The sequence below is a fragment of the Streptomyces filamentosus genome (genome assembly GCF_014654895.1).
GTDB classification, from domain to species: Bacteria; Actinomycetota; Actinomycetes; order Streptomycetales; family Streptomycetaceae; genus Streptomyces; species Streptomyces filamentosus.
Window position 1 is genome coordinate 452,515 of the sequence record NZ_BNBE01000004.1, and the last position, 25,439, is coordinate 477,953.

The 25,439-nt window shown below is 75.6% G+C and carries 19 protein-coding genes and 3 pseudogenes; 16 read left to right on the forward strand and 6 right to left on the reverse strand.

Annotated elements, in window-relative coordinates; genetic code table 11:
• The first annotated feature begins 87 nt into the window (after window positions 1-87).
• The 3 genes from IE326_RS35875 (at window position 88) to IE326_RS35885 (ending at window position 3,808) form a co-directional block, all read left to right on the forward strand.
• Window positions 88-2,310 carry an InlB B-repeat-containing protein gene (locus IE326_RS35875; protein WP_190044567.1) on the forward strand — a complete coding sequence of 741 codons (2,223 nt, stop codon included), beginning with the start codon at window positions 88-90 and terminating at the stop codon, window positions 2,308-2,310.
• Between the two features lie 265 nt (window positions 2,311-2,575).
• The gene (locus IE326_RS35880) at window positions 2,576-2,869 is read left to right on the forward strand and encodes a hypothetical protein (protein ID WP_229915822.1); all 294 of its coding nucleotides are present in this window, start codon (window positions 2,576-2,578) and stop codon (window positions 2,867-2,869) included.
• A gap of 90 nt (window positions 2,870-2,959) precedes the next feature.
• Entirely contained in the window at window positions 2,960-3,808 is an 849-nt protein-coding gene (locus tag IE326_RS35885; protein ID WP_190044568.1) for a hypothetical protein, read from the forward strand.
• A gap of 25 nt (window positions 3,809-3,833) precedes the next feature.
• On the opposite strand, the gene IE326_RS35890 is transcribed toward IE326_RS35885, so the two are convergent.
• Both IE326_RS35890 and IE326_RS35895 read right to left on the reverse strand, forming a co-directional pair.
• The gene (locus IE326_RS35890) at window positions 3,834-4,379 is read right to left on the reverse strand and encodes an MOSC domain-containing protein (protein ID WP_190044569.1); all 546 of its coding nucleotides are present in this window, start codon (window positions 4,377-4,379) and stop codon (window positions 3,834-3,836) included.
• A gap of 42 nt (window positions 4,380-4,421) precedes the next feature.
• Entirely contained in the window at window positions 4,422-5,513 is a 1,092-nt protein-coding gene (locus tag IE326_RS35895; protein WP_190044570.1) for an acyl-CoA desaturase, read from the reverse strand.
• 272 nt (window positions 5,514-5,785) lie between these two features.
• Between IE326_RS35895 and IE326_RS35900 the strand changes: the two genes are divergently transcribed.
• The 7 genes from IE326_RS35900 to IE326_RS35930 all read left to right on the forward strand — a co-directional run bounded on the left by IE326_RS35900 (window position 5,786) and on the right by IE326_RS35930 (window position 14,941).
• Window positions 5,786-8,782: an SCO1167/SCO6262 family helicase gene (locus tag IE326_RS35900; RefSeq protein ID WP_373310406.1), complete on the forward strand. Its 2,997-nt coding sequence runs from the start codon at window positions 5,786-5,788 to the stop codon at window positions 8,780-8,782.
• Entirely contained in the window at window positions 8,779-10,101 is a 1,323-nt protein-coding gene (locus IE326_RS35905) for an SWIM zinc finger family protein (RefSeq protein ID WP_190044572.1), read from the forward strand. Before IE326_RS35900 ends, IE326_RS35905 begins: the two co-directional genes overlap by 4 nt.
• A gap of 445 nt (window positions 10,102-10,546) precedes the next feature.
• Complete coding sequence (locus tag IE326_RS35910) at window positions 10,547-12,103, forward strand: ATP-binding protein (RefSeq protein WP_170313943.1); 1,557 nt, start codon at window positions 10,547-10,549, stop codon at window positions 12,101-12,103.
• A 1-nt stretch (window position 12,104) separates the two neighbouring features.
• Window positions 12,105-12,515, forward strand: a complete 411-nt coding sequence (locus IE326_RS35915; RefSeq protein ID WP_030761142.1) for a roadblock/LC7 domain-containing protein — start codon at window positions 12,105-12,107, stop codon at window positions 12,513-12,515.
• Complete coding sequence (locus tag IE326_RS35920; RefSeq protein ID WP_030761145.1) at window positions 12,512-12,886, forward strand: DUF742 domain-containing protein; 375 nt, start codon at window positions 12,512-12,514, stop codon at window positions 12,884-12,886. Before IE326_RS35915 ends, IE326_RS35920 begins: the two co-directional genes overlap by 4 nt.
• Window positions 12,867-13,487 carry a GTP-binding protein gene (locus IE326_RS35925; protein ID WP_150233905.1) on the forward strand — a complete coding sequence of 207 codons (621 nt, stop codon included), beginning with the start codon at window positions 12,867-12,869 and terminating at the stop codon, window positions 13,485-13,487. Before IE326_RS35920 ends, IE326_RS35925 begins: the two co-directional genes overlap by 20 nt.
• Window positions 13,484-14,941 (forward strand): cytochrome P450, encoded by a 1,458-nt coding sequence (locus IE326_RS35930; RefSeq protein WP_190044573.1) that lies wholly within the window; start codon window positions 13,484-13,486, stop codon window positions 14,939-14,941. Before IE326_RS35925 ends, IE326_RS35930 begins: the two co-directional genes overlap by 4 nt.
• Window positions 14,942-15,069: 128 nt before the next feature.
• Here IE326_RS35930 and IE326_RS41970 read toward each other — a convergent pair.
• Window positions 15,070-15,180, reverse strand: a pseudogene (locus tag IE326_RS41970) (terpene cyclase); the annotation flags it as partial.
• Window positions 15,181-15,243: 63 nt separating this feature from the next.
• Window positions 15,244-16,083 (reverse strand): annotated as a pseudogene (locus tag IE326_RS35935) (terpene synthase family protein); the annotation flags it as partial.
• A gap of 408 nt (window positions 16,084-16,491) precedes the next feature.
• On the opposite strand from IE326_RS35935, the gene IE326_RS35940 reads away from it, so the two are divergent.
• The gene (locus IE326_RS35940; RefSeq protein ID WP_190044574.1) at window positions 16,492-17,364 is read left to right on the forward strand and encodes a DUF1684 domain-containing protein; all 873 of its coding nucleotides are present in this window, start codon (window positions 16,492-16,494) and stop codon (window positions 17,362-17,364) included.
• A gap of 28 nt (window positions 17,365-17,392) precedes the next feature.
• Here the strand turns inward: IE326_RS35940 and IE326_RS35945 are convergent, their stop codons facing one another.
• The gene (locus IE326_RS35945) at window positions 17,393-18,334 is read right to left on the reverse strand and encodes a TIGR03564 family F420-dependent LLM class oxidoreductase (RefSeq protein WP_150233912.1); all 942 of its coding nucleotides are present in this window, start codon (window positions 18,332-18,334) and stop codon (window positions 17,393-17,395) included.
• A gap of 92 nt (window positions 18,335-18,426) precedes the next feature.
• Here IE326_RS35945 and IE326_RS35950 point away from each other — a divergent pair.
• From IE326_RS35950 to IE326_RS35970, 5 genes and pseudogenes are all read left to right on the forward strand, one after another.
• A pseudogene (locus IE326_RS35950) lies at window positions 18,427-18,921 on the forward strand (HD domain-containing protein); the annotation flags it as partial.
• A gap of 609 nt (window positions 18,922-19,530) precedes the next feature.
• Complete coding sequence (locus IE326_RS35955; RefSeq protein ID WP_190044576.1) at window positions 19,531-20,694, forward strand: LLM class flavin-dependent oxidoreductase; 1,164 nt, start codon at window positions 19,531-19,533, stop codon at window positions 20,692-20,694.
• A complete protein-coding gene (locus IE326_RS35960) occupies window positions 20,691-21,554 on the forward strand; it encodes an ABC transporter permease (RefSeq protein WP_150233918.1) in 864 nt (287 codons plus the stop codon). Before IE326_RS35955 ends, IE326_RS35960 begins: the two co-directional genes overlap by 4 nt.
• Before the next feature lie 75 nt (window positions 21,555-21,629).
• Window positions 21,630-22,667 carry a taurine ABC transporter substrate-binding protein gene (locus IE326_RS35965; RefSeq protein ID WP_150233920.1) on the forward strand — a complete coding sequence of 346 codons (1,038 nt, stop codon included), beginning with the start codon at window positions 21,630-21,632 and terminating at the stop codon, window positions 22,665-22,667.
• A gap of 94 nt (window positions 22,668-22,761) precedes the next feature.
• On the forward strand, window positions 22,762-23,499 hold the full coding sequence (locus tag IE326_RS35970; protein ID WP_229915896.1) for an ABC transporter ATP-binding protein: 738 nt from the start codon (window positions 22,762-22,764) through the stop codon (window positions 23,497-23,499).
• 52 nt (window positions 23,500-23,551) lie between these two features.
• Here IE326_RS35970 and IE326_RS35975 read toward each other — a convergent pair whose 3' ends face one another.
• Window positions 23,552-25,408: a PP2C family protein-serine/threonine phosphatase gene (locus tag IE326_RS35975; RefSeq protein WP_268983060.1), complete on the reverse strand. Its 1,857-nt coding sequence runs from the start codon at window positions 25,406-25,408 to the stop codon at window positions 23,552-23,554.
• Window positions 25,409-25,439: the final 31 nt, after the last annotated feature.

Sequence of the window (25,439 nt, forward strand, 5' to 3'; positions counted from 1 at the left end):
CGGCCGAGGAATCCTCCGTCTCGTTCCAGCAGGTCAACCCGGCGAACCGCGGCCGACGCGGCCGCCCCGGGGAAACAGGAGGAAGAGATGGCCCGCTACAGATGGACGGGCGGTGCGGCCCTCGGAGCGATGGTCCTGGGCGTCACCACCGTCACCGGTTTCGCGCCACCGGGCACCGGCGGCGGTTCCGGGACGGCCGCCCACGAGCGCGCGGCACGCGCCGCCGAGGCGGCGGGGGCCTTCAGCCCCGACAGCGGCGAACGCGTGACCAACAAGGGCGCGGCCCGGTCCCGTACGGGACCCGACGGCGACGCGGGGGAGGCTTTTGGCGCCGAGTTCGTCCGTGGCCGGATCGCGCGGGTGATGCCGGCCGCGCTGGCGCCCGTCTGCGGAACCGGCCACGGCCGCGAGGCGACCTTCCCGCTCTTCGGCGACGTGGTCGTCCAGGCCGTGGAGGCCACCCGGAGCACCCTCGGATCCACCCTGGTCTGGCACGGCAGGGTCGCGGGCGCGGCCGACCAGAACGTGGTCCTCACCCTGGACGGCGGCTGCGACAGGACCCCCGGGAACGAGATCCTGAGCGGGCAGTTCATGCTCGGCGGCGACCTCTACGCGATCCGGCCGGTCGGCCCCGGCCGCGTCCTCATCTCCCAGGGCACCCCGCTCACCGACGAGGACGAGGACCGGCCCGCCCTCCCCCCGGCCGCCGCGCGCACCGCCGCCGTGCCCGCACGGGACCGGGCGGAGGACCGGAAGGACACCCCGGCCTCGCGGGCCGCCGCGTGCAAGGGCGGCGCCGGGTACTCCCTGATCGACGTGCTGGTCGGCTACACCCCGGGGGCCCGCACCGAGGCCGGCGGCGACGCCCAGATCAAGTCGCTCGCCGCGCAGGGCGTGGCCCTCGGCAACGACGCCTTCGCCGCCAGCGGCACCAAGGTGCGGCTGCGGCTCGTGGGCACCGCCCTGGTCTCCGTCCCCGCCTCCCTCGACGGCGTCACCAACAACCTGCTGAGCGCGGTCGCGCTCCCCTCGGACGGCGTCGCGGACGCCCTCGCCGCCCAGCGCGACCGGTACGGGGCCGACGTCGTCTCCGTCCTCGCCGCGGGCCGGCGCGCCGGCGGACTCGGCTACACCCCGCCCGACCCCGGCCCCGCCACCGCGCCCTGGGGCTACAACGTCGTCGGCCGGGCCGCCGTCGCCAACTACTCCATGGGCCACGAGATCGGCCACAACATGAGCGCGGACCACGACCGCGTCACCCAGCCCGTGCAGCCCGACAACGGCGCCACCGGCTACTTCCCCGCCAAGGGCGACTGGTCGACCGTGATGGCGTACGAGTCGAGCTGCCGCAAGGCCACCAAGGGCACCTGCACCCGCATCAACCGGTTCGCCAACTCCCACCAGACCTACCGGGGCGAGCCCCTCGGGGTCCCGCTGAGCAAGCCGGACGCCGCCGACACCTCCGACGTGCTCAGCACCACCGGCAAGGCCGTCGCCGCCTACCGGGCCGCCGGGAACTCCGACGCGCTGTGCGCCGTGACCGCCTCGGTCACCCCCAAGGGCGCCGGCACCGTCAGGGCCGCGCAGCCCGGCCCGTACCCCCAGGGCACCCAGTCCACCCACACCGCCGCCGCGGCGAAGGGATACGTCTTCAGCGGCTGGAAGCTGGACGGGAAGGCCGCCAAGGGCGGTGCCGCCGGCTTCCGCGTCCCGGCGGGCGACCACACCCTCGTCGCCGTCTTCAAGAAGGGCACGACCCCCACCTCCAAGGTCACCACCGCCACCAGCGGCCGCGGCACCGTCACCAAGGCCCCGGCCAGGCGCGCCGAACGGGAGGGCGCCGACCTGCTCTACCAGGCCGTCCCCGCCCCCGGCTGGGACTTCGCGGGCTGGCGCCTCGACGGCTCGCACGCCGGGGACGACGACAGCCTCGGCCTCACCGTCGGCGAGGACGACATGCACCTCACCGCGCTCTTCGAGGAGCGGCGCCACGAGCTGAGGGTCGAGCGGCGCGGGCACGGCAGCGTGGACCTCTCGCAGGCCGGCCCGTACTCCGACGGCGACACCGTCACCGCGACCGCCGTGCCCGCGCCCGGGTACGTCTTCACCGACTGGCTGCTCGACGGCGAGCCGTACGGCGGCGACGAGGAGAACGCCAAGGGCGAGACCGCCGTCTCCTTCGAGGAGACCGGCCACACCCTGACGGCGGTCTTCACCCGCGCGCCGGGCCACCCGGACGCGGGGCACGACCCCGGCACGGAGCACGACCCCGACCCGGGCTACGGCTCCGACGCCCGCGCCGGACGCTAGGCGGTCCCGACCGCGCCGCCGGCGGTCCGCGCCGGTGACGGCGGCGCGGTCGGGGCGAGGCCGGGCCGACGTGGGGACGCCCGGGCTCCGGAGACCGGCGCCCTCGCCGCCCGCGTCGTCGGCACCCTCCCGCACGGCGTCGCGCCCCGGACGCCGTACGGTCGCAACGCCCCCTTCTGCCACGGCACTTCACTGTCTACCGTGGAAGTGCCGGGCAGCCGTGCCCGGGGAAAGGCGGACCGCCGTGGCAGGGATAGCGGAACGCGTGCGCAGGCTCCTCCCCTCCTCCCGGCGCGCGGCCGGGACCGACGCCTCCCCGCCCCCGGCCCGCGCCGGGCGGCAGGGCCACAACCTCTTCGAGGCGGCCGCGGTCTACGTGGCCGCCCGCGCCGAGGACGACCACGAGCGGATGGAGGAGGCCGCCACCTGGGTCTCCCCCGGTCAGCTCGGCTTCGGCGTGGACGAACTGGCCTCCCGGGCCCTCCTCGCCCTCGCCCGGGAGCGGAACCAGACCCCCGAGACCGTCGCCCGGGCGCTGCTCGGGGTGCGGAGCCGCTGACGTCCGTCCCGGTGGAACCCTCGACGCGCAGGTTACTCACTGGTTAAGGTGCGCCGACGATCCGATGGGGAGCGAGACGAGGAGGAAGCCGTGACGGCTACGGATCCGGCGGCCGGGGACGACTCGCTGTTCATCCTGACCGCCTGCCTGCTGACGCCCGCGCGCTTCCCGAGCGTGCTCGGCGACGACTACCCGGCGGCCTGCGCCGCGCTCGGCCTCGAACCGTACGAGGAGGGGTACGGGCTCGTCCTCGGCCAGGACGGGGCCGGCGCGCGCTGGACGGTCGTCGTCGACGACGTGTCGCTGGTCGCGGTGGCCATCGCCTCCTGGGACTGCGGCATGGCCTACGACCTCTCCCCCGGCGAGGACTCCGTCGTCGCCGGGCTGCCGGGCTGGCCGCTCGCCGTCGTCACGCAGGCCCCCGGCGTCCCCGACCCGCACGACCCCGAGCCCGAGGAGGGCGACCCGGCGCCGCTGTCGCCGCCCGCCGAGGGCGCGTGGGGCCCCGCCCACCGGCGGCTCGGCGCCGACGAGGTGGCCCTGCGGTGGAACGAGTGGCGTGAGCGGATGGACCCGGCGGACGCCCCCGACCCGGAGTCCCCGGGGTCCGGGACGGCTCCGGAGGCTCCGGAGTCCCCCGGGTCCCCGGCGTCCTCGGGTCCCGATCCGTACGACGGGGTGCGCGCCGCCCTGGAGGAGCTGCGCGGCTATCTGGTGGAGCCGCCGCCGGTGGGCCGGGTGCGGTCGTCCGGCCTCGGCGGCGGGGAGGCGCGGACGATCCGCGCGGACGGGTCCGACTGGTCGCTCGCCGCCCGGACCGACGACATGGCCTTCGTGCTCCTCGACGCCCGTCCGGGCGAGGTGTTCCCGGTCGCCCGGGGCCCCCGCCTGCCCGCCCTCCTCGAAGCGCTCGACGCGCTGGCCGTACGGCCCTCCTAGGGCCGGACCGCGGGCGCCCGGGAGGTCAGACGCGTTCCAGCGGGCGGTGCGGGCCGGCCGGGAGTTCGACGCGGATCGGGTCGCCGGGGCGGACCTCGCCGCCGGTCAGCACGACGCCCATGATCCCGGCCTTGCGGACGATCTCGCCCCGCTCGTCGCGGCCGACGACCTGCTTGAGCAGGCCGTGGCAGAAGTCGTCGATCTGGGCGCAGGGGTTGCGCAGGCCGGTGACCTCGACGACGGCGTCCGCGCCGAGGTGGAGGAGGGCCCCGGTGGGCAGGGCCAGCAGATCGAGGCCGCGGGTGGTGACGTTCTCGCCGAGGTCGCCGGGGGCCACCTCGAACCCGGCGGCGGCGACCTCGTCGAAGAGCTCGCCGTGGATGAGGTGGACCTGGCGGAGGTTGGGCAGGGTGGGGTCCTGGGCGACGCGGGAGCGGTGCTTGACCGTGACGCCGGCGTGGACGTCGCCCTCCACGCCGAGGCCGGCGAGGAGCGTGATGGACGCGCGGTTGGGCTTGGTGAAGGAGTAGGTGCCGTTGCTGCTGACGGTGGTGACGGTGCCGTCGCTCATGCGGGTCCCCCTGGTACGTCGTGACCGAATGCGGGTTCGACCCTACTCCGGGCGTCCGGCGTGCTCCTCGCGGAGGGTGGCGCCCACCTCGTGGAGGTGGCCGAGCGCCTGCCGGTAGGAGTCGACGAAGCCGGTCTCGGTGTACGGGATGCCGAGGGCCCGGCAGTGGGCGCGGACGGCGGGCTGGGCGAGCCGCAGGTGGGGGCGGGGCATGGACGGGAAGAGGTGGTGCTCGACCTGGTAGTTGAGGCCGCCGAGGAACCAGTCGGTGAGGGCGCCGCCGCGGATGTTGCGGGAGGTCAGCACCTGCCGGCGGAGGTGGCCCCAGCTGTCGCCGTCCTCGTGCTCGTCGGGCCGCTCCATGCCCTTGTGGTTGGGGGCGAAGGCCAGGCCCAGGTGGACGCCGAACAGCATCTGGTGGACGAGCGCGAAGACCAGGGCCTGGGCGGGGGCGAGGGCGGTCAGGAGCAGCGCCGCGTACCCGGCGAAGTGGAGGAGGAGCAGGGCGCCTTCGGTGCGGCGCTCGCCCCGGGTGCGGTACGGGCCGTCCTTCGCGAGCAGCGCCCGGACGCCGTACAGCTTGAGCGCGAGGCCCTCCAGGGTGGTCAGCGGGAAGAAGAGCAGGGCCTGGTGGCGGGTGAGGAAGCCGCGCAGGCCGGTGCGGCCCGCGGTCTGGTGCTCGGCGAAGACGAGGACGTCGGCGGCGACGTCCGGGTCCTTGTCGAGGTGGTTGGGGTGGGCGTGGTGGCGGTTGTGCTTGTCGTTCCACCACTCGCGGCTCATGCCGAGGAGGAAATTGGCGTGGACGAGCTGGACGGCCCGGCCGGTCCGGCGGTCCGCGGTGACCTGGGAGTGGCCGGCGTCGTGGGCGGTGAAGGCGGCGCGGGCGGAGAGCAGCGCGAGGGGGACGGCGAGGAGCACGCTCCACCAGACCGGTCCGGCGAGGAGGAGCCCGGCGGCGACGGCGGCGAAGCCGAGGAGGGTGAGGGCGATGTCCCGGGCGTACCAGCCGGGGCGGTGGTCGAGGAGTCCCTGGCCCTTCACCAGGCGCAGGAGCGGGGCGAACTCGCTGCCGCCGCCCCGCGACCGGGAGGCGGGCGCCGGGGCGGGGGCGAGGGCGGTGGCCTGGGACATGGGGCGCTCCGGCTTCTGTGAGAGGTGGGGGCCGCCGTCCTCGGCGGGGTGCGGCGGCGGTCTCCACGGTAGGGAGCGGTGACGGTCCGGAACCATGGCGTCACCACCCGGCCGGGGGCGGGGGCGGGCCGGGGGCAGGGGGTGGGGCGTTCCCCACCCCCCGGCCGGAGCGGCGCTCCTGTGTCGGGCGTCACGTACGGATGTGCGCTTCCGGGGGCCCGGGTGGGGTATGGTCGGCCGCTCCGTCTCGCAGGTAGTCATATGTGGGGAATGTGTTGACGTCGTCGTTCCGCTCCTCCGGCCCCGGTCCCGAACCCTCCGTCCCGCCCGTCCCGGCTCCCGGTGCCACCGCCCCGGCCGCCGTCTTCCTCCCCGCCGACCCGCCCCGGGCCGGCCGGATCGCGCTCTGGTCGCCCGCCGGGGAACCGCTCTCCGGGCCGCCGGGGGCGGCGGAGGACGTGATCACGGTGGTGGACGGCGCGGACCTGCGGGTCGTGTCCGTGCCCGCGCTGCTGCTTCCGGTGCGGGAGGCGCTGCCGTTCCTCGCCCGGGTCCGGCTCTCCGGCGTCGGCGACCCGGCGGCGGCCTTCTGGGGCGGTGCGGCGCTCCTCGCCCTGGACCTCACGGCGCGCGGGCTGCTGCTGCCGGGGGTGACGGCGGCCGGTCACGACGCGTGGCGGGCCGGGCCGTTGGGGCCCGAGGAGCTGGACCGGCTGCGCACGCTCGCCGCGTCGATGCCGCCCACCGCGCACGCCGTGCCGCTGGAGCCCGCCGGCCCCGACGAGGCGGAGGAGCCGCTGCTGCCCGAGCCGGAGGTGCTGCTGCGGGCCTTCCTCGACGCCGTCGCCGACGCCCTCCCCCGTACCCCGGCCGCTCCGATCGCCGCGGGCGGTCCGGCGTTCGCCGCCGAGGAGCCGCGGGCCGTGCCCGAACAGCGGGCGTGGGCCGCCGACCTGGCGGCCGGTCACGACGCGGGCGTACGGCTGTCGCTCCGCCTCGAACTGTCCGGCCCCACCACCGGCGCGGCGGAGGCGCCGGGCTTCCGGGCGGTGCTCCAGCTGCACTCGGCGGCCGATCCGGCGGTGGTCGTGGACGCGGCCGACGCCTGGTCGGGCGCCGGGCCCGCGGCGGTGTCCGGGCCGCGCGCCCGGATGGACGCCCTGCTGGCGCTGCGGCGGGCCGCGCGCGCCTGGCCGCCGCTGGCGCCGCTGCTGACGGCCGCGGTGCCGGACTCCGTGGAGCTGGCCGACGAGGAGATCGTGGAGCTGCTGGGCCCGGCGTCCCGCGCGCTGGCCGCGACCGGCATGCGGGTGCACTGGCCGCGCGAGCTGGCGGACCGGTTCACCGCACGGGCGGTGATCGGGCCGGTGGAGCCGGCCGGGGCGGACGTGCCCGGGGACGGCGCGGCCGGAGGCGTTTCTTTCGCGGGTGCCGAAGAGGGTTCTTTCGCGGGTGCCGGGGACGGTTCCTCCGGGGGTGCCGGGGGCGGGGTGCCGTCGTTCCTGTCCGCCGACGCGCTGCTCGCCTTCAACTGGCGCTTCTCGCTGGGCGACCGGGAGCTGACGCGGGCGGAGCTGGACCGGCTCGCCGAGGCCGGGCGGCCGCTGGTCCGGCTGCGCGACCGGTGGGTGCTGGTCGACCCGGCGGAGGTGCTGCGCGCCCGGGAGCGGCAGGACCGCAAGGTGACGCCGGTCGACGCGCTCGCGGCCGTCCTCACCGGCACCACGGAGGTCGACGGCCGGCCGGTCGAGGTGGTCGCGACCGGCGCCCTGGAGCGGCTGCGCGAGCGGCTGGCCGACCCCGAGGGCGGGATCCGGGAGGTGCCGCAGCCCGCGGCGCTCGCCGCCACCCTGCGCGACTACCAGCTGCGCGGCCTGAACTGGCTGCACCGGATGACCTCGCTCGGCCTCGGCGGCTGCCTCGCCGACGACATGGGCCTGGGCAAGACCATCACCGTCATCGCGCTCCATCTGCACCGGCAGGGCGACCCGGCCACCGCCGGTCCCACCCTGGTCGTCTGCCCGACCTCGCTGATGGGCAACTGGCAGCGGGAGTTCGAGCGGTTCGCGCCCGGCACGCGCGTGCGGCGCTTCCACGCCGCCGCGCGGGACCTCGAAGGGCTCGGGGACGGGGACGTCGTCCTCACCACGTACGGCACCATGCGGCTCGACGCCGAGCGGCTCGCCGAGCGGCCGTGGGGGCTGCTGGTGGCCGACGAGGCCCAGCACGTGAAGAACCCGTACTCGGCGACGGCCCGGCGGCTGCGGACGATCGGGTCCCGCGCGCGCGTGGCGCTGTCCGGGACCCCCGTGGAGAACAACCTCTCCGAGCTGTGGGCGATCCTCGACTGGACGACGCCGGGGCTGCTCGGCGGCCTCGGGGCGTTCCGCCGCCGGTACGCCGCCGCCGTCGAGGGCGGCACCGACCCGGCCGCCGCCGAACGGCTCGGCGCGCTGGTCCGCCCCTTCCTGCTGCGCCGCCGCAAGGCGGACCCGGGCATCGCGCCGGAGCTGCCGCCGAAGACCGAGACCGACCGGGCCGTCTCCCTGACACCGGAACAGGCCGGTCTGTACGAGGCGGTGGTGCGGGAGAACCTGCTGGCCATCGGGGCCGCCGAGGGCATGGCGCGGCGCGGTCTGGTGGTGAAGCTGCTGACCTCGCTGAAGCAGGTCTGCAACCACCCCGCGCAGTACCTGAAGGAGGAACGGCCCCGGATCGCGGGCCGTTCGGGGAAGCTGGAGCTCCTCGACGAGCTGCTCGACACGATCCTCGCCGAGGGCGCGAGCACCCTGGTCTTCACCCAGTACGTGGAGATGGGCCGGCTCCTGGAGGCGCACCTCGCCGCGCGGGGGGTGCGGACGCAGTTCCTGCACGGCGGCACCCCGGTCGCCGCGCGGGAGGAGATGGTCGCCCGCTTCCAGGAGGGCGAGGTGCCGGTCTTCCTGCTGTCGCTGAAGGCGGCGGGGACGGGGCTCAACCTCACCCGGGCCGAGCACGTGGTGCACTACGACCGCTGGTGGAACCCGGCCGTGGAGGCACAGGCGACCGACCGGGCCTACCGGATCGGGCAGACGCGGCCGGTGCAGGTGCACCGGATCGTCGCCGAGGGGACCGTCGAGGACCGGATCGCCGCCCTGCTCGACCGCAAGCGCGAGCTGGCCGACGCGGTGCTGGGAGCGCCGGGCGGCGCCCCGGCGGAACTGACCGAACTGACCGACGCGGAACTGGCGGAGCTGGTCCGGCTGCGCGAGGACGGGGACGACCGATGAGCGGGTACGCGACGGGCCCGGAGGCCGGGGAGCTGACCTTCGCGGCGCTGCCGCCGGTGCGGGGCGGGGCCTTCACCCGGACCTGGTGGGGCCGGGCCTGGCTGAAGGCGCTGGAGGACACGGCGCTCGACGGGCAGCAGGTGAAGGAGGGCCGGCGCCACGCGCGCGCCGGGGCGGTCGGCGCGGTGTCGGTGCGGCCGGGGCGGATCACCGCCGTCGTGCAGGACCGCGACGGCACCGCGTACCGCAGCGACGTGCTGGTGCGGGTCCTCACCGACGAGGAGTGGGACCGGCTGCTCGACCTCGCCGTGGACAGCGCGGGGCACATCGCCGCGCTGCTCGACCACGAGATGCCGCCGCACCTGGTGGAGGACGCGGCGGGGGTCGGCGTGGACCTGCTGCCGGGCATCGGCGACCTCGACCCGGAGTGCGGCTGCGAGGCGTGGGACCACTGTCCGCACACGGCGGCGCTCTGCCACCAGCTGGCGCGGATCCTGGACGAGGACCCGTTCGTGCTGCTCCTGGTGCGGGGGCGGGGGCAGCGGGCCGTGGTGGACGCGCTCCAGGAGCGCAGCGCGGCGCGCGCGGGCGGCGGGGACGCGGCCGGCGGTCCGGCGGACGCCGGGGACGGGGACGGCGGCGGGCCGCGGGGGGTGTCGGCGGCGGAGGCGTACGCGCTGCGGGACATCCTGCCGCCGCTGCCCGCCGTGCCGGTGCCCGCGCCGGGGCCGGGCGAACCTCCGTCGCTGGACACGGAGACGGATCCGGAGCCGGGCGTGGAGCCGGCGGCCCTGGAGTTCCTGGCGGGCGACACGGCGGCCCGCGCCCACCGGCTGCTCGGCGAGCTGCTCGCCGGGCAGCCCGTCTCGCCGGGCGCCTCGGCCGCCGGCCTGACGGTCGGCGAGGACGCGGTGCGGCTGGCGGCGGGCCGGCCGCCGTCGTGGGTGGCGGGCCGGCTCGCCGCCCGGACCGGCCGGTCGCGGGCGGGCCTGGAGGCCGGCGTGCGGGCGTGGCGGTGGGGCGGGGCCGCGGCCCTCGCCGTCCTGGAGGAGTCCTGGACGCCCGGCGAGGAGGCCCTGGCGCGGGCGGCGGCGCGGCTCGCGGAGGCGTGGGAGGACGGCGAGCGGCCGGAGCTGAGGCGGTCGGGGGCGCACTGGACGGCGGTGGCCTCGGGGGCACAGCTGCGGCTCGGCGAGGACGGCCGGTGGTGGCCGTACCGGCGGGGCGCGGACGGCTGGGAGCCGGCGGGTCCGGCGGACCGGGACCCGGCGGCGGCCCTGACGACGGCGACCGCGTGGGACGCCGAGCGGGGGGACTGACCCGCTCCCCTTCCCCGCTTCTCCGGACCCCCTCTCCGGTCCGCTCTTCGGTCCGCTTCTCCGGTCCGCTTTTCGGTCCGGCTTTCCCCGGCGTCGCGCTCGCGCGGCGCCGGGGTTCGTGTGTGCGCTCCCACTCTGATCATTTGATGTCAATTTTCGAACGCATTGGCGTTCTTTTTTGCAAGTGAATTGACCGATAGAACGCTTCCTTCCCTCGCGGTCACATGCCAATGCCTAACTGACTATGCTCCGCAGGTGTGTTGCTCCGCTCACAGCGAGTCATGACCGCTGGGAGCGGGCACCGTCGAGCACGTGTGCGCGACCGGTCGCCGGCCCGTTTTCCCGCCGGTGCGTCGCGCCACTCCAGTCCGCTCCCGTTCCAGACCGTTGAGGGAAGCCGTTGATGGTTCGCGCAGGTTCAACTTCCAGAGCCAGGCCCGGTGCGATGGCTCCGGTGTGGCTGGTGCCGCCGGGGGTACTCGCGGCCCTCTTCGCCATAGGGCTGCTCTTCGCGCCTGCGCAGATACGGACTCCGGTGGCCTGGTACGGCTTCGCGGCGGTCTCCCTCACGGTCGGCAGCACCGCCCTGACCGCGCGCCTGGCGCGGAAGGCCGAGTCCGCCCGGCACGTGCGCACCGTGCAGGCCGCGCAGCAGGCCCATGCGGAGCGCGAGGCCGCGCTCCTCGCCCGTCTCGCCGACCAGCGCACCACCACCGTGTGGATGGCGGAGAAGCTCCTCCCGGCGGCCGTCGCCCGGCTCCAGAAGGGCGACCCGTCCTCGGAGATCCTGCACTCCGTCCGCTTCGGCGACCACCTCGACCCGGGGTTCACCGACGCGCTCAAGGGCGCGCTGCGCACGCTCCTGGAGGCCGTGGAGGCCGAGGAGAACACCCGTGACTCCTCGCAGCGGGCCCTCGTGGCCGTCGCCCGCCGCGTCCAGGCGATCGTGCACCAGCTCGCCAAGGACCTCCGGGAGATGCAGATCGTCCACGGCACGGACCTCGTGCTGGCCCGCGGCCTCCAGGGCGTCGACCACCGCAACGCCCTGATCGGCCGTCTCGCCGCCAGCATCGCCGTCCTCGGCGACGCCCGCCCGGGACGCCAGTGGTCGAAGCCCATCCCGCTCTACGACGTCCTGCGCGGCGCCATGTCGCGCATCGTGGACTACCCGCGGGTGAAGCTCCAGTCGGTCACGGAGGCGGCGGTGATCGGCCCCGGCGCCGAGCCGCTGATCCACCTGCTCGCCGAACTCCTCGACAACGCCACCACCTTCTCCCCGCCCCACACGCCCGTGGAGGTGAGCGCCGTCGAGGTGCCCTCGGGCATCGCGATCGAGATCGAGGACCGCGGCGTCGGCCTCACCGAGGAGGTCCGGGGACGCATCAACCGCGTGATGACGGAGTCGGCCTCCGGCATGTTCCTGGCGGGTCTGGGCGAGGTGACGCAGCTCGGCCTGCCGGTGGTCAGCCGGCTGGCCCGCGAGCACGGCTGCGACGTCGACCTGCGTCCCTCCGCCTACGGAGGCGTACGGGCCGTGATCCTCGTGCCCCGGCGCCTGATCACCACGGTGGAGAAGCCCCTCGTGAGAACCCCCGACCACGGCCGGAAGCGCGCGGCCGGACCGGCCCGCCCCCTGCCCTCGCGCACCGGCAACCCGCCCGTGCCGCCGCAGGCCCCGGTGCCGCCGCCCGCCCCCGTACCGCCGCAGACCCCCGCGGCGCCGCCCGTGCCGTCCTCGCCGCTCCTCCCGTCCCTGGACTCCCTGCCGTCCCTCGACGGCGATCTGGACCCGTTCATCGACGGGAAGACCCTCAACGGGCTGCCGCGCCGCCGCCGTGACTCGCCCGTCCCCACGCCGGTCCTCCGCACCGGCCCCGAGCCCACCCCTCCGCCCCGGACCACCCGTCAGCCCGGTCTGATGTGGGAGGCGTTCAACGGCGACAAGCGCTCGGGCACCACCTCCTCCACCCCGCACAGCCAGCCGTCTGATGAGGTCGAATAACATGCAGCCACTGCCCAACATCGACTGGATGCTCACCGAGCTCGTGGGCGGCGTTCCGCACGTACGGCACGTGGTCGTCCTTTCCGCGGACGGCCTGAGCATCGGCCAGGCCAACACCGCGCCCGACACCGCCGACGCGATCGCGGCCGCCTGCTCCGGCATCCAGAGCCTCGCCCGGGCCATCGCGCAGATGTTCCCGCACGGGAACGGCACGACCCACATGGTCGGCATCGAGGCCGACGGCGGCTACTTCTCCCTGATGGCGGCCGGCCCCGGCGCCTACCTCGCCGTCCTCGCCGACGAGGAGGTGGACGCCGGACTGCTCGGCGACCGCATGCGGACCCTCGTGGTCAGGATCGGCCGGCACATGACCAGTCCGCCCCGTGAAGACGTCGTCCGGCAGGCGATGTGACCTCGGACAACCCGCACCCCCCGGACGGTTCCCGGCCCTGGGACGAGGGCACCCCCGTCCCCTTGTACGTCATCACCGGCGGCGAGGACTCCTCGGCCAAGACCTTCGACCTCGTCACCCTCATCGCGACGAGGTCCCAGCCGGAACCCTCGATGCAGCCCGAACAGGCGGCGATCCTCTCCATGTGCGAGTACCCGCTGTCGGTCGCCGAGGTCTCGGCCTATCTCAGCCTTCCGTTCAGCGTCGTCACCGTGCTGCTGTCCCAGCTCGTCGACGACGAACGCGTGGAGGCCATTGCACCTGTGCCCGTCGCGGCCTTCCCCGACCGCGGCCTATTGGAGGCGGTGATCCATGGACTTCGGAGACTCTGACACGCTCAGGGCAGGCCCGCGCGACACCGACCTGCTGCTGCCCCACGGCGCCCGGGGCGTCAAGGTCGTGATCGTCGGCGGCTTCGGCGTCGGCAAGACGACCATGGTCGGGGCGGTGAGCGAGATCCCGCCCCTGACCACCGAGGAACGCATGACGCAGGCCGGCGTCGGGATCGACCACAATCCCGGCGCGTCGGGCAAGAGCACCACGACCGTCGCGATGGACTTCGGCCGGATCAGCATCAACCAGGAGCTGATCCTGTACCTGTTCGGCACGCCGGGACAGGAGCGCTTCTGGTTCCTGTGGAACGGCATCTTCGAGGGCGCGCTCGGCGCCGTGGTCCTCGTCGACACCCGCAGGATCGAGGTCTGCTTCGAGGTCATCACCCGTCTGGAGGACCGCCGCGTCCCCTTCGTCGTCGCCGTCAACACCTTCCCCGAGGCCCCGCAGTACCCGTTGGATGAATTGCGCACGGCCCTGGCCCTCAGCGACTCCGTCCCCCTCGTCACCTGCGACGCCCGCGACCGGGCGTCCTGCCGGGACGCCCTGCTCTCGCTGATGGTCTACCTGTGCACCCTCGCCGTCCAGGAGACCGTATGACCCTCCCCGCCCACGAGCACGCACTGCCGCAGACCGGACTCGTCCCGCCGCCCGGCTGCCCGGCCCACGCGGCCACCGGGCCCGACGGCACGGCCCGGCTCTACGGCCCCGCCGCGGAGACCGACCCGATGGGGCTGTACGAGGAGCTGCGCGCCGCCCACGGCCCGGTGGCGCCCGTCCTCCTCGACGGCGACGTCCGCGCCTGGCTCGTCCTCGGCTACTCCGAGAACCGCGACGTCGCCACCCGCTCCACCCAGTTCTCCCGCGACCCGCGGGTCTGGCACGGCTGGAGCACCGGCGAGATCGACCCCGCCACCTCCCCGCTGATGCCGATGATCGGCTGGCGTCCCGACTGCGTGTGCGCGGACGGCGAGGAGCACCAGCGGCTGCGCAGCGCGGTCACCGCCTCGCTCGACCAGTTCGACCACCGCGGCATCCGGCGGCGCATCAACCGCTTCGCGCACGAGCTGATCGACACGTTCTGCGAGGCCGGCGAGGCCGAACTGGTCGACCGGTTCACCGAGCACCTGCCGATGCTCACCCTCATCCATCTGCTCGGCATGTCCGACGAGGAGGCGCCGAAGCTCGTCCAGGCGGCCCGGGACCTCTTCAAGGCCACCGAGACCTCGCTCGCGAGCAACGCGTTCGTGGTGCAGAGCCTGGAGCAGCTCGTCCGGGACAGGCGGGTGCTCCCGGGCCCGGACATCGCCTCCGCGCTGATGTCCCACCCGGCGGGCCTCAGCGACGAGGAGGTCGTGCACCACCTGCGGCTGATCCTGCTCGCGGGCTACGAGACCACCGCCAACCTGATGTCGAACGTGCTGCGGATGGTGGTCACCGACCCGCGGTTCCGCGGCTCGCTGGCCGGTGGCCAGATGACGCTGCCGGAGGCGGTGGAGCAGGTCCTGTGGGACGAGCCGCCGCTGATGGTCTGCCCGTCCCGCTACGCCAACGGGGACACCAACCTCGGCGGGCAGCAGATCCGGGCGGGCGACATGCTCCTGCTGGGCCTGGCGGCCGGGAACATGGACCGGGCGGTCCGCCCGGACCCCGACGCGCCCGTGCACCACAACCGCGCGCACCTGTCGTTCAGCGCCGGCAGCCACGAGTGCCCCGGCCAGGACATCGGCCGCATCATCGCCGACACCGGCATCGACATCCTGCTGACCCGGCTGCCGGACATCGTCCTGGCCGTCCCCGAGGAGGACCTGTCCTGGCGCTCCTCGACCTGGGCGCGGCACCTGACGGCGCTGCCCGTCACGTTCGCCCCGCGCGCGCCGCGGACCCACCAGTTCGAGGCGCCGCTGCCGACGGCCCCGGCCCCGCACGCCGTCGGGGTGCCGGCGCCCGCTCCGGAGCCGGAGGCCGCGCCGGCGGCCGTTCCCCCCGGTCCGGCCGGCCGGGCCGGGCGGTCGTGGTGGGAGCGGCTGCTGCGGGCGCTGCGGCTGCGGTAGTCCCGTCATGGCTCGGCGTCGACGCCGAGCCCCACGACCGAGGGGGGCGTCGGCGCGTGTCCGCCGGCGCCCCCTCCGTACCACTGCTCGGCGGGGGCGGCGGGCAGGCGCTGTTCGGGGAAGGCCGGGTCGGCGGGCACGTACCGGGGCGCGCCGGTGTACCAGGCGTGGAGGCCGGAGAGGAAGCTGCACGCCCCGCCCAGCCAGGTGTCCAGTTCGGCTCGCTCCTCGGGGCCCAGTCCGGCCCGGCGGGCCAGGGCGGGGACGTCCTCCTCGCGGAGCTGCTCGAAGTCCCGCATGCGGGAGTTGACGAGGTGGACGGAGGCGGGGACGGCCTCGCGGAGGGGGATCCCCAGGGAGGTGCCGAGGACCACCACGAGGTTGTTGACGTCGTTCTCCTCGTGGACCTCCCGCTCGTAGGAGGCGATGTCGTTCGCGAGGCCCATGACGTCCATGAAAGCGGCGGTCAAGCCGCGGACGGTGCGGCTGCGGCGGATCCGCTCGGGTATTCGGGCGCCCGTGGCGAGTTCCACGGAGTAGGGCGCGGTGTGGGCGGCGAAGCTCTCGCGCCGGAAGGGCGCATAGTCGATCAGGTGGGGGACGCGGCCGGTGCGGCTGTTGGAGAGTTCCTCGACGCCCGCGTCGATGTAGCGGGCCAGGGCCCGGTTGAACTCCTGGCGCCAGTGCGCGAGGCGGGGCGGGAAGAGGTGCCGCTGGAGGTCGGCGATGCCGCGCTCGACGGCGTTCACCGGCTCGGGCAGGCGGGCGTCCTCCTCGGGGCGGAGGAAGGCGTGGAGGCGGGCGGTGAATTCGTGGGCGCCCTGGAGGTCGCTGGTCCGCTTGAAGGAGTGGGCGAAGTAGTCGTCCCAGGCGAGGGCCCAGATGTTGAAGCGGTGGTTGAGGCGGAGGGCCTCGGGCGTGGCGTCGGGGAGGGTCCAGGCGGTGAGCAGGTCCACGGTCATGGCCCGGTACTGCTTCCCGGTCCAGATGGGCTCCTGGCCCGGCCGGTCCTCGACGGCGTCCAGCATGCCCATCTCGCGTGCCCAGGTCTCGCTCTCCGCGCGCAGGCCCGCCAGGTGCGGGTTGACCCGCAGCGGGTGAGGCATCCACAACTCCGGGAGTTCGACCGCGTGCAGACGCATGGTCGCTCCACCTCCTTCTCTCCTCGACGGCCGGTGGACCGTGCCACTGTCACTGACGCCCGACAATTCCCGCCACGTGACGGTGCAAACCTGCCCGCCGGGCCCGGTCCACAACCCCGGGCCCCGGTGGGGTCGGATCACCGTAAACCCTAGTGTCTTGCTGGGAAGTTGTGTTTTCCTGAACTCATGAGCCTGCTCGTGACGCGCCGACACGTGGACTACGTGCGCGTGACGACCATGGCCTGTTCCGGCTGACACCGAGGCCCCGCCCGGCGTTCGCCGCCCCTTCGCCGTACGTCCGCCGTACGCCCGCGGTCCGGAGTTCCCGGGTTCCCCTTCCGGCCTCGTGTGCTGCCCCCCGCGGCCCGTTCCCCGGCGCCGTCCATCTTCAGCAGCAGGAGGAGACGCATGAGCGTCAGCGACGTTCCCGGCACCCGCACCACCGGCGGCCTTACCGCCGAAGACCTTTCCGCACAGGAGGAGTTCGCCGCCCGGTGGGAGGCGTGGCACCGCGAGCGGGACGCCCGGCTGGCCTCCGAGCACGGCTGGCTCACGCTCACCGGCCTGCACTGGCTCTCCGGCGAGCCGCAGTCCGTCCCCGGCGTCCCGGGGCTCTGGTCGACGGGGCCCGAGGGCGTCGTCGTGGAGCTCGGCGCGGAGGAGGAGCTCGTCGTCGGCGGCGTGCCGGTCGGCGGGCGGCACCTCTTCGGCGTCGTCCCGGAGCGCGGCGGCGTCGACGCCGTCTGGGGCGACACGGTGATCGAGGTGGCCAAGCGCGGCGGCCACGACGTGATCCGGCCCCGGCACCCCGGGCATCCGCTGCGGGCCACCTTCACCGGGACGCCCGCCTACGCGCCCGACGCGCGCTGGGTGGTGACGGGCCGTTACGAGCCCTTCGACGTGCCGCGTCCGACGACGGTCGGCGCCTCCGTGGAGGGGCTGCGGCACGTGTACGACGCGCCCGGCCGGGTCGTCTTCCGGCTGGACGGGCGGGAGTTGTCCCTGACCGCGTTCAACGGGCACGAGCCGGGCACCCTCACCGTGCTGTTCACCGACGCGACCTCGGGGGTCACCACCTACGCCGCCAACCGGGCGCTCACGGTGGAGCTGCCCGGCGAGGGCGGGGGCGACGCGGTGGTGCTCGACTTCAACCGGGCCGTCAACCTGCCGTGCGCCTACACGGACTTCGCGACCTGCCCCCTGCCGCCCGCCGAGAACCGGCTGCCCGTCGCGGTCGAGGCCGGCGAGCTGATCCCCCGCGAGCGCGGGCGGGCCGCCTGACGCGGCCCGCCCCGGTCGCCCGCCGCGGTCACCCGGTCGCGGCCTCCTGCGCGGACAGCTCGCCGAGGAGCTTCCAGGTGCGGCTGCGGGCGGCCTCGCCGTCCAGGTCCGTGGCGGTGAAGACCACTTCGGTGGCGCCCGCCTCGCGGTAGCGGCGGACCTCGGCGGCGACGGTCTCCTCGTCGCCGAGGACGGCCAGTTCGGCGGCGCCGGCGGCGCCGGAGAGCTCGATGACGCGCTGGTACGAGGGGATCCGCTCGTAGAGGGCGAGGGCCTCGGCCGCCCGGCTCCGCAGGCCCTCGGGGTCGGCGGTGACCACTCCGGGGACCAGGGCGACGATCCGGGGCGCGGGGCGGCCCGCCGCCCGTGCCGCGGCGGTCACGGCGGGCACGATGTGGTCGGCGAGGGCCCGCGGTCCGGCGAGGAAGGGGAGGATGCCGTCGGCGAGTTCGCCGCTGACCTTGAGGGCCTGCGGTCCCATCGCGGCGACCAGGACCGGCACCGGCGGCTGCGCGCCCGGGACGGCCGCCGGGTACGGGGTGGTCGCGGTGAGCAGTTCGCCGTGGAAGTCGGCCTCGCCGGTCTCCAGGAGGGGCCGCAGGGCGGTGAGGAACTCCCTGAGCAGGCCGATGGGCCGCCGGTACGGCAGGCCGAAGCCGGTCTCGGTCAGGTGCCGGGTGCCGAGGGCGAGACCCAGGTGGTAGCGGCCGCCGGTGGCGGCCTGGGCGGTCTGTGCCTGGCTGGAGACGAGCAGCGGGTGGCGGCCGAAGACGGGGAGGGCGGCCGAGCCGACCTGCAGGCCGGGCACCTCGCGGCCGACGATGGCGGCCAGGGACGGGGAGTCGTACGCGAAGGTCTGGCCGAACCACCCGGAGTGGAGGCCCGCGTCCCTGGCCTCACGGGCGAGTTCCACGGTGGTGTCGAGGGGGAGCTGCCGGGACGTCGAACTGAGAGTCACGCCTAGGGTCATGTAGGTCGCAACGGGCCTCGGGACGGGCGGAATTCCGGCTTCTCGTGAACGGCGTGTGACGGTTCGCGGAGCCGGGGAGGGATGATGGGGGCATGCTGACCCTCGCCGAGGTGGACGCCCTGGCCGACCGCGCGCACGCCGGTCAGACCGACAAGATCGGCGTCCCGTACGTGGAGCACGTCCGGGCCGTCGCCGCCGGGCTGGTGCCGTTCGGTCCCGAACTGGTCATGGCCGGGCTGCTGCACGACGTCGTGGAGGACACGGAGTGGACGGCCGACGGGCTGCGGGCCGCCGGGGTGCCCGAGCGGGTCGTCCGCGCGGTCGAGGCCGTCACGAACGGTCCCGGCCGCTCCTACGAGGAGAAGATCCGGGACATCGCGCGGAACCCCGACGCCACCCTCGTGAAGATCGCCGACAACGCGCACAACAGCCGTGCGGACCGGGCCGCTGCGCTGCCGCCGGACCGGCGGGCCCGGCTCGCCGCCAAGTACCGGACGGCGCGCCGGGTGCTGTGGGCGGCGGCGGACCCCGCGGCCGTCGCGGCGATCCTGCGCGTGGTCAATCCGGAGCTGCTGTCCGAACTGCCGGACGCCGGAACGGACACCGGAGCGGACGCCGGAGGGGACACGGGAACGGATGCCGGAGCGGGGGCCGGAGGGGCGCGGGAGGCGGGAGGGACGGAGGAGGAAGGTCGCTAGAGGTCGCGCGCGGCCGTGGCGCATCGGTTCGCGCGGGCGCGCGCGACGCCCTCCGCACGCCGTTGCGCGCCTCCACACGTCCTCCGTGGGGCTCGACAGGCGAGATGAAGATGTCCACATGACGGAACACGTTTGGCGGCGGACGGGTCCCGCCGTCAGGATGCGGACATGCGCCCCGACCTCATCCGCCGCCGACACGTGGACCTCATGCGTGTCTCCGGGATGCTGTGTCGGTCCTGTCGCCGTACCGCCGCCCGTCACTGACCCCTCCCCCGTCACGGACGACCGTCGCCCTCTCGCGCCACGGTTCCTGACGGGGCGTCCGTGACCGCGCCGACGCCCTCCGCCGCGTCGGCCCGGCGTCGCTCCCCCTCCCGACCCCGTGGGCGCGGCCGTGCGCCGCCGTCCCGCCGGCCCCCTCCGGACGCGTTCCGCCGTCCCCGGGGACCGCCCCGCCGGCGTCCTTCCGCGCCCCTTCTCCTCCGAGGTGTCCCCCGCATGCCCCCGTCCGACCTTCCCGTCCTGCACTGGTTCCTGCCCACCGGCGGGGACGGCCGCGATCCGGGCGGCGTCACCGCCGTCCAGGGCCGTACGGCCGCCGCCACCCGGCGCCGGGCCGACGTCGGCTACCTCGCCCAGGTGGCCCGGGCCGCCGAGCGGGCCGGCTTCGCCAAGCTGCTGACGCCCGTCGGACTGGGCTGCGTCGACCCGTGGGTGCTCACCCCGGCCCTCGCCGCCCTCACCGAACGGATCGGCTTCCTCGTGGCGTTCCGCGCCGGCCTCACGCAGCCGACGCTGATCGCCCAACAGGCCGACACCTTCCGGCGGCTGTACGGCGACCGGATCGCGCTCAACGTCGTCACCGGGGGCGACCCGGCCGAGCAGCGGGCGTACGGCGACCACCTGCCGAAGGACGAGCGGTACGCACGCAGCGGCGAACTGATGCACGTGGTACGGGAGTTGCTGGAGGGTCGGCGGGTCGACACGAGCGGGCCGCACGTGCGGGTGACGGACGCGCGGCTCCACGAGCCGACGCTCACCGCACCGGTGCCCCTCTACTTCGGCGGCGCCTCCCCGGCCGCCGAGGAGGTCGCCGCCCGGCACGCGGACGTGCAGCTGCTGTGGGGCGAGCCCCCGGCCGCCGTCGCCGAACGGATCGCCCGACTGCGGGAGAAGGCCCTCGGGCACGGCCGCGTCCCGCGCTTCGGGCTGCGCCTCCACGTCATCAGCCGCGACACGGCGGACGAGGCGTGGCGCGAGGCCGGCCGGATCCTGGCCGGGCTCGACCCGGAGGCGGTCCGGGCCTCGCAGGAACGGTTCGCCCGGATGGACTCCACCGGGCAGGCCCGGATGACCGCCCTGCACGGCGGTTCGGCCGACCGCCTCACCGTCGCACCGAACCTGTGGGCCGGGATCGGGCTGGTCCGCGAGGGCGCCGGGACCGCGCTGGTCGGCTCGCACGACGAGGTCGCCGCCCGGCTGTGGGAGTACCGCCTGCTGGGCATCGACGAGTTCGTGCTCTCCGGCTATCCGCACCTGGAGGAGGCGTACCGGGTCGGCGAGGAGGTCGCGCCCCGGCTGCGCGCCCTCGCCGAAGCCGCGGCGGCCTCCGGACCCCGCGCGGCGGCGGAGCCCGTACCGGCCGAGGGGGCGGCGGCGTGACGCTCCTCGACGCGCCCCGGAAGGCCGCACCCGCGGCGAAGGCCCGCGCCGCCGCCCGTCCGGCGCGGCGGGGCGGGCAGGTGCTGCGGTGGACCGCGCTGCGGCTGCTGGCCCTGGCGGTGCTGGTCGCCGCCTGGCAGGCGGTGGTCGCGGCCGGGGTCTGGCCCCGGGTCCTCGTCCCGGCCCCGGCCGACGTCTGGCGGGCCCTCGTCCGCGCCTCCACCGTCCACGAGGGGGTACGGGGCGTCAGCGGGCACCTGCTCGCCGAGCACCTGGCGGTGTCCCTGCGGCGGATCGCGACCGGCACCGGCTACGCCGCCCTCGCGGGCGTCCCGCTGGGCCTGCTCATCGGCACCGTCCGTCCGCTGGCGGTCGTCCTGGAGCCGGCCGTCACCTTCCTGCGGACGCTGCCGCCGCTCGCGTACCTCTCGCTGCTCGTCATCTGGTTCGGCATCGACGAGTCGCCCAAGATCTGGCTGCTCGTCATCGCCGCCCTCCCCCCGATCACCGCGGCCACCGCGGCGGCGGTGCGGGGCGTGCCGGGCGACCTCGTCGAGGCGGCCCGCGCGCTGGGCGCCGGGCCGGTGTCCACGCTGTTCTCGGTGCGACTGCCGGCGGCGCTGCCCGAGATCCTGACGGGGGTGCGGATCGCCGTCGGCATCGCGTACACCTCCGTCGTCGCCGCCGAGACGATCAACGGGGTGCCCGGCATCGGCGGCATGATCCGCGACGCCCAGCGCTACAACCAGACCGATCTCGTCGTCGCCGGACTGCTGGCCATCGGGGTCTCCGGCATCGTCCTCGACGCGCTGTTCCGGGGCGTCGAGCGGGCCGCAGTGCCCTGGCGGGGCCGCGCCTGACCGGCGACCGGCCACACCCCCTCCCCCTCCCCCTCCCCCTCCAGCCGTATCCCCACTCACAGCCGAGGAAGTCCCATGTCCCTGCATCCCCGCCGCACCGTCCTGACCGCCGGCACCACCGCGCTGCTCGCCCTCGCCGCGACCGCCTGCGGCTCCGCCACGGCCGACGGGAAGGACCCGGGCAAGGTCCGGGTGCGGATCGCCTACCAGTCCGTCCCCAACGCCGACCTGGTCGTCAAGAACCAGCGGCTCCTGGAGAAGGCGCTGCCGGACGCCGAGGTCCGCTGGGTGCGCTTCGACTCGGGCGGCGACGTGAACACGGCCGTCATCGCGGGCGCGGTGGACCTGGGGCTCGTCGGGTCCAGTCCGGTCACCAAGGGGCTGTCGGCGCCGCTGGACATCCCGTACAAGGTGCTGTGGATCCACGACCTGATCGGCGACAACGAGGCGCTCGTCGCGAAGAAGGAGATCGGTTCGGTGGCGGCGCTGAAGGGCCGGAAGGTGGCCACGCCGTTCGGGTCCACCGCGCACTACTCGCTGCTCGCGGCGCTGGAGGCGGCCGGGCTCGGCGCCTCGGACGTGACGCTGGTCGACCTCCAGCCGCAGGACGCGCTCGCCGCCTGGCAGCGCGGCGACATCGACGCCGCCTACGTGTGGACGCCCAGCCTGACCGAGCTCCGCAAGACCGGGAAGGTGCTGGTCACCAGCCGGGAGATCGGGGCGGCGGGGAAGCCGACCGCCGACCTCGGCGTGGTGACGGACGCCTTCGCCGCCGCGCACCCCGAGGTGGTCGACGCCTGGCTGTCCGCCGAGGACCAGGCCGTGAAGCTGGCGAAGAGCGACCCGGCGAAGGCCGCGCGGGCGATCGGGGCGGAACTGAACCTGACGCCGGAACAGGCCCGCGCCCAGCTCTCGGAGCTGGTGCTGCTCACCGCGAAGGAGCAGCAGGCGCCCGCGTACCTGGGGAAGCCCGGCGCGCCGGGGGCGCTGGCGGGGAACCTGCGGGACGCGGCGGTGTTCCTGCACGGGCAGAAGGCGGTCGACGCGGTGCCCGAGCGGTCCGTCTTCGAGAAGGCGCTCGCGGTCGAGGAGCTGTCCCGTGCCGCCCGCTGACGCCGCCGGGGCGGTGGACTCCGGGGCCGTCGGCACCGGGGCCGGGGACGTCGGAGCTGTCGGCGCCGGGACCGTCGGCGCCGGGGCGGTCGACGTGGAGCTCGTCGGGGTGAGCGTCCGGTACGGCTCGGCGAAGGCGCCGGTGACGGCGGTGGAGGACGTGTCGGTGACGGTGGCGCCGGGCGAGTTCGTCGTCCTGGTCGGGCCGTCCGGATGCGGCAAGACAACCCTGCTGCGGCTGGTCGCGGGCTTCGAACGGCCCGCCGCGGGGACGGTGCGGGTGCACCGCAAGGCCGGGGTGGTCTTCCAGCAGCCGCGGCTCTTCCCGTGGCGGACCGTGGCCGGGAACCTCGGCTTCGCCCTGGCCCGGCACGGGGTGCCGCGCGCGGCGCGGGCCGCGCGCACCGAGGAGCTGCTGGCCCTGGTGGGTCTGCCCGGCATGGGCGGGCGCCGCACCTGGGAGCTGTCGGGCGGTCAGCAGCAGCGGGTGGCGATCGCCCGGGCGCTCGCCGCGGAACCGCAGGTCCTGCTGATGGACGAGCCGTTCGCCGCGCTCGACGCCCTCACCCGGGAGCGCCTCCAGGAGGAGGTCCGCACGCTGGCGGCGGTCACCGGCACGACGGTCGTCTTCGTGACGCACTCCGCCGAGGAGGCCGTCCTCCTCGGCTCGCGGGTCCTGGTGATGGCGGCGGGCCCGGGCCGGGTCGTCGAGGAGCTCGCGGTGCCGCTGCCGCGCGGCCCCGGCGTCGACGTCGCGGCCCTGCGCGGCTCCGCCCGCTTCGCGTCCCTGCGCGCGGACCTGGCACGGGCGACGCGGGAGGCGGCGGCCTGAGCCGGGGGTGCAGGTCGTCGTCGGCCCGGCGTCCGCACGGGGTCCGGCGGGTTCAGGTGTCGGTGCGGCGCAGGGCGAGGAGGGTGACGTCGTCGGAGCGGTGGGGGCCGTCGAGGCGGGTCATCAGGGCGTCGGCGTACGCCTGGAGGCCGCCGTGGTCGCGGACGGCGGGGTGGTCGCGCAGGACCTGCTCGGCGGCGTCGAGGAGGCGGGCGGCGTCCTCGTCGGGGTCGGTGTCGCGGCGTTCGACCAGGCCGTCGGAGTAGAACAGGACGATGTCGTCCGGGGCGAGCGGGGTCTCGGCGGCGGCGTACGACTGGCCGGGGAGGACGCCGAGGGTGAGGCCGGGGCCGCCGGGCGGGGCGGGGAGGAGGGCGGCGCGGCCGGCGCGGAGGAGGACCGGCAGGGGGTGTCCCGCGCAGGTCCAGCGGAGCACGCGGCGTTCGGGGTGGTAGCGGGCGATGACGGCGGTGGCGGTGGATTCGATGCCGTCGTCGCAGGCCATGTCGTTGAGCCAGTGGGTGAGGCTTTCGACGGGGGCGTCGGTGTAGGCGAGTCCGGCGAGGGCGTAGCGGAGCTTGGCCATGAGGGTGACGGCTTCCAGGCCGTGGCCGCGGGCGTCGCCGAGGGCGAGCAGGAGCCGGCCGCCGGGCAGCCGGCGCGCCTTGTACCAGTCTCCGCCGACGCCGGAGCCGGTGGAGTCGGGGCGGTAGACGGCGGCGGTGTCGATGCCGTAGGGGGCGAGGGCGCCCGAGGAGCGGGGCAGGACGGCGTCGCGGAGGGCGCCGGCGAGTTCGCCGAGGGCCTCGGCGCGGGCGCGCTGGCGTCGGGCCTCGGCCCCTGCGGCCTCGGCGAGGGCGCGGCGGCGGGTGTCGTCGGTGATGTCGACGAGGACGGCGCGGACGGCCCAGACGGGTCCGCCGCGGGGCCGGACGGGTTCGGCGACGACCCTGATGACCCGCTCGTGGCTTCCCTTGAGGCGCAGGGCGCACTCGGAACGGCGCTTGCGGAGGAAGACCTCGTAGAGGAGGCGGTAGAGCTCGGGGAGGCTCGCGGGGGCGAGGAGGTCGGCGAGGCCGAGGAGGTCGGCGGGGGCGGGGACGCCGGGGGCGAGGCCGAGGACGTGGCCGAAGCCGAGGGAGGGGGCGACGGTGCCGTCGGCGACGTTCCACTCGGCCCAGCAGGTGCGGACGAGCTTCTGCGCGGCGACGGCCATCCGGACGCGGTGGCCCGGTTCCCAGGTGACGAGGAGGTGGTCGCCGCAGGGGGCCACGACGACGTCGTTGCTCAGCCGGGCCGGGGGGCCTCCGGCCCGGGGGATGAACCACTCCACGATCTCGGGGCCCTGGGGCACCCGTTCGTGGTGGGCGTCGGCGAGCATGCGGGGCAGGCCGGTCTCCTCCAGGACGGGGAAGCGGTCGAAGAGCCGGACCGGGCCGGACCAGCGGGGCACCGACGCGGCCGGGACGTGGGCGCGTGAGTAGGCGACGGCGCGGGTGTTCTGGGTGAGGTAGAGGAAGTCGGTGATGCGGCCGTCCGCGTCCAGGAGGGGCGCGACGAGGAGCGCGGCCATGGGGAGGGCGTCGAGGAGTTCCTGGACGGCGGCGGGAACGGGGGCGGGCGGGACGGGCGCCGGAGCGTCGGAGTCGTGCGGCCGGGGGCGGTGGGTCAGGGCGTAGACCCCGATGCGGTCGCGCTGGGCGGCGAGGAGCTCACGGAGGGCCTGGTGGTCCAGGGCCGCCCGGGAGGGCTGCCCGGCGGAGGCCCGCGGGGCCGGGCCCCGCCCCGCGGAGTCCTGCGCCGCGGAGCCCTGCGCCATGGAGCCCCGCCCCGCGGAGCCCTGCCCCGTGGAAGCCCGGTCGGCGGAGCCCCGGTCGGTGGGGTCCTGTCCGCTGGGGGCGTGCTCCATGGGCGGGCCTTTCCGGGGAGACGGGCGGGGA